This window comes from Candidatus Accumulibacter phosphatis (assembly GCF_012939955.1).
In the GTDB taxonomy this organism is placed as follows: domain Bacteria; phylum Pseudomonadota; class Gammaproteobacteria; order Burkholderiales; family Rhodocyclaceae; genus Accumulibacter; species Accumulibacter delftensis.
Map to the genome: position 1 here is coordinate 1 of NZ_SPMY01000127.1, position 4,008 is coordinate 4,008.

A 4,008-nucleotide genomic window follows, 5' to 3' on the forward strand; every position below is an offset into this window, starting at 1 on the left:
ATTTGAGGACAGGAAAAGCAAATAGAAGCCACGGCGGGGGGCAGGGTACTTTGATCAACGGGAACGGGTCTGCCGACGCAGGCGAACCGATCGCTGAAGCGCTGCGCCTGCTCGACTTGTTTGCCAGTGTTGGGGCCGAGGCTTTCGATATCACCCACACCAATCTCCAGCAGGAGAAACGGGGCTTTCGCCCAGCGCAAAGCTTGGCCCAGGCCCGGCAGTCCATGCCCTACCTGGTGCCCAGCGCCGCGCGGCGGCAGAACAATCTGATCGTTCGACCTCGCGCCGGCGACGGCGTCACTCTGGTGCAGCTCGACGATCTCGCGCCGGATGCCCTGGCCCGCATCGCTCCGGCCGCATTCCTGATCCTGCGCACCAGTCCCAGGGGACAGCAGGCCTGGGTGGCCGTCACCAGCGCTCCTCGGGGCTTCGCCGCGCGGCTCAAGGAAGGGACGGGCGCCGACAAGGAAGCGTCCGGCGCCACTCGTGTCGCCGGCACCGCCAATTTCAAACCCGCCTACGCCCCGAACTTCCCCCGGATCCTGATCGACGCTGCCCAGCCCGGGCTGCGCGTCACTACGCAGACCCTCGACGCGATGGGGGTGGTCGCGCCGGCCCGGCCGGTTCCGGCGGCGCCTCCCCCCGCCGTGGCATCCTCCGGCGGGCTACGGACCCGCAAATGGCCCAGCTACGCGCGCTGCCTCGAAGGGGCGCCGCTCGGCTCCGGCGGTAGTCCAAAGCGCACCAGCGCAGATTTCATCTGGTGCAAGATCGCGCTCTCCTGGGGCCACGGCATCGAAGCGACTGCCGAACGACTGCTGGAAGAAAGCGCCAAGGCTCGCGAGAACGGCGAAGCCTATGCTCGGAAGACCGCCGAGCATGCCGACTACGCCGCCCGGCAACGCAACGCCCTGCCACCGGGGCGACCGGCCCGGGGATGAGGAGAGGTAGCCCCAACACGCGTGTCACCAGCCGCCACTTCGATCACAGCAATGCCCGCCGGGACGGGGGGCGTCTTCAGTCTTCGGAATCGTCTTGCAGGATCGTTTCGTAGTCTTGGCCGCCGTAGAAAACGCCAATGATGGATACCTGCTCGGCGTCCACGTCGAAGGCGATCACGGCGCGTTTTTTGTAGTGGGTGATGCGTAGACCGGGACGAACCTCATCGCGCATGGTGCCGCGATGAGGGAAGGTACGCAGGCTCTCGCAGTAGCTCACGATAGCCTCGGTGTAGCGTGCGGCAATGTCGGGAGACGCCGCAGCGGCGATGTAGCCGTACAGAGCCGCAAGCTGTTCCTCTGCCTCGGGGGAGAAGGCAACGCGATAGCTCATCGTGCCTTGGCGTGTTCGGCGGCAAGACGGGCGCGCACCTGGTCAATAGTGACCGCGCGGGAAGGCTCTGCCTTAAGCGCATCGTAGGCCGGGCCTACCTGGTGATGCAGCCAGCTTTCGACGGCTCGATCACGCGCCAGGAGTGCACGTAAGCCGTCGCGGATGACTTCGCTTTCGGTGGCGTACTCGCCAGTCTGCACCTTGGCTTTCACCGCGGCCGCCATGTCGTTAGGCAGGGTGATGCTCAGTTGTTGTGTGGTTCGCATAGCGACCTCCAAAGCGCGTGAATAGGATTTAATCCTACTCTATTAGTCCCCAGTAGACTAGTTTCAGATCTCTCGAAACTCGCCGTTGCGCGTCGCTCCAAGCGAGAACGGTTTTTGAGAGCACCTAGAGCACATCACCGCAGAGTCGCGCTGCTTTCTCGGCAAGGCTTCTCGCAGACCTTCGTCGGTGTTGGTGGCGGCCGTCCTTATCGTGCGATTCTTTCCTTGTCTGAGACGACTCCTGCCACGGGGGCGACTGGCCCGGGGTGGGGAAGAGGGCACTGCGGGGCCAATCCGTCGCTCGGAGCACCCCGGGAATCGGCCACAGCGGGCCGTGAGCGCGTTTTCTTCGGGTGGGGCAGGAACTCCCCTACCTAATCCTTTCTGGCGCGCTCTACGGGCTTCGTCTGACGTGACCTTGGACTCTCCCGGATTTCTGTGGACAAGCCCTTGCATAACCCGGTGCGTTACCCACGCGCTCTACGTGATGGCTGAGGATCGGGCGGCCGCCCGTTTTTGCGCCGGCGGGCCGTTCGGTGCCCCGTTTGTTTCGGCTTTTCTGCGACGGAGTTCTTGCTGAATTATGGTAATTACCGTAATCTTATTACCATTATAACGATAATTTCAGGACGCTATTTCAAGGACATAAAATCATGGCCAAGGCGGTGGTGACGCAAGCGCGTGTTTTCGAGGTGGCACAGGCCCTGACGGACCAGGGCACGGCGCCGACCATCTTGAACGTGCAGGAAGGGATCGGCGGGGGCAGCTATACGACGGTCAAGCGCTATCTGGACCAGTGGCGGGAGGCGGCGCCAAAGCAGCGGCAGCCGGTAGAACTGCCGGAACCCGCTGTCGCCCGGCTGATGAGTCTCGGCCGGGAGTTCTGGGGCCTGCTCGACGAACAGGCCGGACAGCAGGTGGAAGCGCTGCGGGCGGCGACGCGGGAAGAGGTCGCCGCGATCCAGACACAGCTTGACCAGGCGGAGCAGGCGATCGGCCGACTGGAGGCTGAGCGCGAGCAGGCCGAGAGTCATGCTGCAGCGCAGGAGCAGGCCTTGCGTGAAGCGGTAGCGGCGCGAGCGGCACAGACCGAACGGATGGCCGCCGCCGAGGCCAAGGCCGGCGAACTGGCGGCGCGGGTCGAGGACCTCAAGGGCGAACTGGAGCGGGCCCATGCGCGACAGACGGCCGAACGCGAAGCAGTGACGGCTGCACGCGCCGAAGCCCAGGCTGCTGCGGTGGAAGCCGCCCGGTTGCAGGGCGAGCTGACGGCACTTAAGAAACCGCGTTCAAGCGCTTGAACGCGGGCAAAGGGGGCGCGGCACCGGACAGTTTTCTCCGGGAAATCGTCGTTGCGCGGGGGTCGATTGGGTGGCCGCAAGAGGGCCATGGCGGCGACAAAGCGTGGTTACGACGCTTTGTCGCCGTTGTTTGTCCGGGCTGGCGTTGGCAAAACAACGGTGCAGTAACGGTAAAACAACGGTAGAAAAAAGGTAGAACAACGATAAAACAACGCGCGGTGTCGTTCTATTTCTGGTGTAACAACGCTGTAATAACGCTGCAGCGCCGGGCAGGATATGTGAAGTAGGCCCACCCGCAGGCGGGTCGTCCTTCTTCACGAAGCCCTTATTCGCACTGCGTGCTCAACGGACATCCTGCTCTGCGAGGCAGCCGGCTATCGCCGCCACAAGGGGTAGAACAAGCAAGCCGTGTCACCAGCCGCCATTTCGTAGTCGGAAAACGCCGGAGACAAAGTTTCCGGCCATCCGACCTATCAGACACGGTTCCCCGTGCAGCTTTCGCCCTCTCGAGACCATCGTTTGCGCCGCGTTGCCGTCCGTGTGGGAAACACTTGTTTTGCGACATCAACGCTACTGGTATCGCGTTTTCTATTTTACCTGAACAGGTATAAACTACCGCCATGACCAATAAGGAAAAAAACGCTCGAATGGATCGCGAGCAGCTACAAGGATCTGATGGCGTTGCCGTCTGACGTGCGCAGGCGCTTCGGTTACGCACTGTCGTTGGCGCAGATGGGCGATCAGGACGACGCGGCAAAGGTGCTCAAGGGCTTCGGCGGTGCCGGCGTGCTTGAGGTTGTCGAGGACGATGCCGGCGGCACGTACCGGGCCGTCTACACGGTGAAGTACGCGGAAGCGGTGTTCGTCCTGCACTGCTTCCAGAAGAAGAGCAAGAGGGGGATCGCCACACCAAAGTCAGATATGGACATCATTGCGCGCTCGGCTGAAAGTGGCCGACGCATTGGCACAGGAGCTACGAAATGCAAAAACGAATCATTGAAGGCGTCGAGGTTCAGCGCAGCTCGGGCAACGTCTTTGCCGACCTTGGACTGCCAGACGCCGAAAAACTCAAAGATCAAGACCGGCTTGGTAGTCGAAATCAGGAAGGC

The 4,008-nt window shown here is 62.6% G+C and carries 4 protein-coding genes and 2 pseudogenes; 4 read left to right on the top strand and 2 right to left on the bottom strand.

Translation table 11 applies throughout. From position 1 onward, the window contains the following. The first annotated feature begins 50 nt into the window (after positions 1-50). Positions 51-941, top strand: coding sequence for a DNA-primase RepB domain-containing protein (locus tag E4Q23_RS23010; RefSeq protein ID WP_169068738.1), 891 nt, complete (start codon positions 51-53; stop codon positions 939-941). Between the two features lie 76 nt (positions 942-1,017). On the opposite strand, the gene E4Q23_RS23015 is transcribed toward E4Q23_RS23010, so the two are convergent. Beyond that, positions 1,018-1,332 (bottom strand): type II toxin-antitoxin system RelE/ParE family toxin, encoded by a 315-nt coding sequence (locus E4Q23_RS23015; protein ID WP_169068739.1) that lies wholly within the window; start codon positions 1,330-1,332, stop codon positions 1,018-1,020. Next, positions 1,329-1,598 carry a ribbon-helix-helix domain-containing protein gene (locus E4Q23_RS23020; protein WP_169068561.1) on the bottom strand — a complete coding sequence of 90 codons (270 nt, stop codon included), beginning with the start codon at positions 1,596-1,598 and terminating at the stop codon, positions 1,329-1,331. Before E4Q23_RS23020 ends, E4Q23_RS23015 begins: the two co-directional genes overlap by 4 nt. Positions 1,599-2,251: 653 nt before the next feature. Here E4Q23_RS23020 and E4Q23_RS23025 point away from each other — a divergent pair. From E4Q23_RS23025 to E4Q23_RS23035, 3 genes and pseudogenes are all read left to right on the top strand, one after another. Continuing rightward, positions 2,252-2,899 (top strand): DNA-binding protein, encoded by a 648-nt coding sequence (locus E4Q23_RS23025; RefSeq protein ID WP_169068740.1) that lies wholly within the window; start codon positions 2,252-2,254, stop codon positions 2,897-2,899. Positions 2,900-3,574: 675 nt separating this feature from the next. Beyond that, a pseudogene (locus E4Q23_RS23030) lies at positions 3,575-3,899 on the top strand (type II toxin-antitoxin system RelE/ParE family toxin). Further along, positions 3,880-4,008 (top strand): annotated as a pseudogene (locus E4Q23_RS23035) (XRE family transcriptional regulator); the annotation flags it as partial. The pseudogenes E4Q23_RS23030 and E4Q23_RS23035, both read left to right, overlap by 20 nt.